Source organism: Streptomyces sp. IMTB 2501 (genome assembly GCF_001953885.1).
Taxonomy (GTDB): domain Bacteria; phylum Actinomycetota; class Actinomycetes; order Streptomycetales; family Streptomycetaceae; genus Streptomyces.
The window spans coordinates 1-1,896 of sequence record NZ_MQUS01000016.1 but is presented as its reverse complement, the minus strand read 5'-3'; the positions used below and the strand labels follow the sequence as shown (position 1 = coordinate 1,896).

Below are 1,896 nucleotides of genomic sequence, written 5' to 3'. Positions count from 1 at the left end.
GCCGTCGACTACTTCGAGAACTCCGGCCTCCCCTTCGTCATCGCCCTGAACGGATTCGACGGCAACCAGCCGTACAACCCCGACGAGGTGCGGGAAGCGCTGCAGATCGGACCGGACACCCCGATCATCACGACCGACGCCCGCCACCGCGCGGACGCCAAGTCGACGCTGATCACGCTGGTCGAGCACGCCCTGATGGCGCGCCTGCGCTAGCGGGTCTCCGCGCCGAGGGGCCCTTTCCGCGGGGAGGGGCCCCTTTGCCGTACCCGCCTGTCCGCAGCGAGGTCCCGCTGGACCGGGCCGGGGAGTACGTCGGCCGGAAGCCGGCGGGCATGCGGCATCCGGAGGAGCCGGACGGCCACCGGGTGATCGAGCAACTGCGCGGCCGCTCAGGGGTGTTGCGCTCCCCCGCCGAGGAACGCCTGGACTTCGTCCGCCGCACGTTCCAGGACCCCGCACCCTGCGGCTGCTTGCGGCGGCCTGCCAGGGCCGTGTCGGCGCCGGCCGTGGCGGCGCCGAGCCTGTTGCGGAGACTGCCCCGCGCCTTGGACGAACTCACCTCGAAGGCCGCCGTACAGCACGCGTGGGCGTATTTCGATGCGGGCACTTACGCCGAACGGGTGATGGGGTCGAAGACCTGCGTGCGATGACCCAGCCGCGGGTGCTGTGGCTGGACGACTTGTCACCCTCCGCTGAACACACCACGGCCCCGCCCTCCACACGGGAGAAGCGGGGCCGCGGTCAAGCGATCCGAGTCTCAGTGCCAGCTGTGCGGCGCCCGGAAGCCGCCCTCGCGTTCCAGCCGGCGCCAGCCGGCCTTGGCGCGGCCGCGGTGGGTCTGGGTCGAGGGCTCGGTGCGGGCGGCCGCGCGGGCCAGGAGGACGGCCGTGATGGCGGCGACTTCCTCGGGCTCGGCGTGGCCCTTCTCGACGCGGATGTCAGGAGTGCTCATGGGTGTCAGTCTCCGTGAGAGAGAGGTCCGCGGGGTTGCCGCGGGTGGTCCGCTCGGTTACTGCGGCGGGTTGCCGTGCTTGCGGGAGGGCAGGTCGGCGTGCTTGGACTGGAGCATCGCCAGGGACTTCGCCAGGACCTCGCGGGTCTCGGCCGGGTCGATGACGTCGTCCACCAAGCCGCGCTCCGCCGCGTAGTACGGGTGCATCAGCTCGGACTTGTACTCCTTGACCATCCGCGCCCGCATGGCCTCGGGGTCCTCGGCACCGGCGATCTGGCGGCGGAAGATGACGTTCGCGGCACCTTCCGCGCCCATCACGGCGATCTCGTTGGTCGGCCAGGCGTAGGTGAGGTCGGCGCCGATCGACTGGGAGTCCATGACGATGTACGCACCTCCGTACGCCTTGCGCAGGATGAGCGAAATCCTCGGCACGGTCGCGTTGCAGTAGGCGTACAGCAGCTTCGCGCCGTGGCGGATGATTCCGCCGTGCTCCTGGTCGACACCGGGGAGGAACCCCGGCACGTCCAGGAAGGTGACGATCGGAACATTGAAAGCGTCACACATCTGGACAAAACGCGCAGCTTTTTCCGATGCCTCGATGTCCAGGACACCCGCCAGCACCTGCGGCTGGTTGGCGATGATGCCGACCACCTGGCCGTCGAGGCGGGCCAGTGCGCAGATGATGTTCCGCGCCCAGCGCTCGTGGACCTCCAGGTACTCGCCGTCGTCGACGATCTCCTCGATGACCTTGGCCATGTCGTACGGCCGGTTGCCGTCCGCCGGGACCAGGTCCAGCAGCACATCGCCACGGCGGTCGACCGGGTCGGAGCACTCCGCCCGCGGAGGGTTCTCGCGGTTGTTCTGCGGGAGCAGCGAGAGGAGGTAGCGCACCTCGGCGATGCAGGTCTCCTCGTCGTCGTACGCGAAGTGGCAGACGCCGGAGG

General features: G+C 69.8%; 3 protein-coding genes and 1 pseudogene. 2 read left to right on the top strand and 2 right to left on the bottom strand.

Going from position 1 to position 1,896, the window contains the following annotated elements; genetic code table 11:
• Together AV521_RS25885 and AV521_RS25880 are read left to right on the top strand one after the other, a co-directional pair.
• Nucleotides 1–213: pseudogene (locus AV521_RS25885) on the top strand (ATP/GTP-binding protein); the annotation flags it as partial.
• 44 nt (nt 214–257) lie between these two features.
• Nucleotides 258–650 carry a hypothetical protein gene (locus AV521_RS25880; RefSeq protein WP_076091208.1) on the top strand — a complete coding sequence of 131 codons (393 nt, stop codon included), beginning with the start codon at nt 258–260 and terminating at the stop codon, nt 648–650.
• Nucleotides 651–757: 107 nt separating this feature from the next.
• Here AV521_RS25880 and AV521_RS25875 read toward each other — a convergent pair whose 3' ends face one another.
• Together AV521_RS25875 and AV521_RS25870 are read right to left on the bottom strand one after the other, a co-directional pair.
• Entirely contained in the window at nt 758–952 is a 195-nt protein-coding gene (locus AV521_RS25875; protein ID WP_076091206.1) for an acyl-CoA carboxylase subunit epsilon, read from the bottom strand.
• Nucleotides 953–1,009: 57 nt separating this feature from the next.
• A partial coding sequence (locus tag AV521_RS25870) for an acyl-CoA carboxylase subunit beta (protein ID WP_305965189.1) occupies nt 1,010–1,896 on the bottom strand: 887 nt, incomplete at its 5' end.

Coding starts and splice junctions, on each gene's coding strand:
- AV521_RS25875 (WP_076091206.1), bottom strand. CDS start 952: ATGAGCACTCCTGACATCCGCGTCGAGAAGGGCCACGCCGAGCCCGAG.